1 protein-coding gene is annotated in these 1,144 nt (G+C 54.9%); it reads left to right on the top strand.

What is annotated here, in order from left to right:
* Positions 1–527: 527 nt before the first annotated feature.
* Positions 528–1,144, top strand: a 617-nt coding sequence (locus ACI1P2_RS31350; protein WP_355327714.1) for an IS1595 family transposase, incomplete at its 3' end; no start/stop codon positions are given.

The following is a 1,144-nucleotide window of genomic DNA, read 5'->3' as shown; positions in this document are numbered from 1 at the left end:
AGGAGCCGTATGCCTTAATTGGGCACGTACGGATCTGTGAGGGGCGTGAGCCGTGAGGTTCACGTCTACTCGACCAGCATGAAATCGGCAAACAGGCCTTGATGTCACTGGGCAAAACGGGGACCCACTGCTGGAGTTGACGCTGAATCAGCAGACGACTTTTTTCTAGCTTTCTTGGAAGAAGGGGATTCGGCCCGCTCAGAGTTTAGTATCCAGAGTGAGACGGGTGTCTATAGGGTATGGTGTTTGGTGTTTGGTATCTGGTATCCGTTACCTGATGCCTGTTGTCTGTTGCCTGTTGCCTCCCCATACAGCTTTGCATGATTATCCCTTTTGTTCAGAGGGTAGGGGGTTGAGGTTTGGGGTTTGGGGTTTGAGGGGGCCCAGGGGAAGGAATAAAGAGAAAAGAGTTACGAAAAAAAAGAGGCAGTTCAAGTGGGATGTTCGGCTTGAAACGGGAACATACGTTTGGTAAAATGAGTAAAAGAACTTATGTTCGTATATTATTGATTCGGGGGTGAGCAGACATGGAAGTCCAAGCGGAAACAGAACTTCAATCCTTTAGCAGTCGTTATCACAACGAGCGGGACTGCATGGAGGCATTGATCGCGATGAAGTGGCCGAACGGCTTCGCCTGCCCGCGTTGCGCTCACACCCGCTGCAGTCGTCTGACTTCCCGGCGCATTCCCATGTTCGAGTGCGTCAGGTGTGCGCATCAAACGTCGGCTTTGGTCGGCACGATTTTTGAACGAACCCATCTCCCCCTGACCAAGTGGTTCCAGGCGCTGGAGTTGTTCCTGCTGCCCGACGGCATCTCGGCGATGCGGCTGAGCCAGGTGATCCAGGTCACCTACAAGACCGCCTGGTTGATGCTACACAAAATCCGCCATGCCATCGGGGAGTTCGATGCCCGGGAGCTGCTCTGCGGAGACGTGAAGGTGAACAGCGACCTGTATGGGCGTAATCCGGCCCGGCCACAGTTTCCTCATCCGCAGGCTTCGGCGGTCGTAGCGGGATGCACGGTCACGGAGTCGGGCGAGCCGGAGCAGGTCAAAATCCGTCTGGTCCCGCAGATGAGGGGAGATGGGAACGGAGCGAAGCGATTCGAACTCGCTGCGTTCATCCATGAACAGGTAGATGTCCG

The organism is Paenibacillus jiangxiensis, from assembly GCF_046098255.1.
Classification (GTDB): domain Bacteria; phylum Bacillota; class Bacilli; order Paenibacillales; family Paenibacillaceae; genus Paenibacillus; species Paenibacillus jiagnxiensis.
Note: the sequence above shows the minus strand (reverse complement) of the source record. Positions and strands in the feature narration are given on the sequence as shown.